The organism is Pseudoneobacillus rhizolycopersici, assembly GCF_054786815.1.
Map to the genome: position 1 here is coordinate 1 of NZ_JBTOOE010000268.1, position 223 is coordinate 223.

Annotated in this window: 1 pseudogene; it reads right to left on the reverse strand. The window is 52.5% G+C overall.

Annotated features, from left to right (window positions below):
* Positions 1-197: pseudogene (locus ACX9YW_RS23695) on the reverse strand (tRNA uracil 4-sulfurtransferase ThiI); the annotation flags it as partial.
* Between the last annotated feature and the right edge of the window lie 26 nt (positions 198-223).

A 223-nucleotide genomic window follows, 5' to 3' on the forward strand; every position in this document is an offset into this window, starting at 1 on the left:
TCTATCACCGGTTGACTCGGCGTCCCGTTTAAGGTCACGTGTAAGCGGTCGGGGCCGGGGTGCACTTTAACGTCCGGAAAATCATGGACGGCGTGGCGGACATTGCTGCCGAGGCGGTCGATGAACGACTTCCGGTTGTGGCCCTTAGTCGAAAGTTCGCCGTAACGGACCATGATTTCATCGTAATTAACGGTCATGTCAATCTTCCTTAGTTAATAATCTT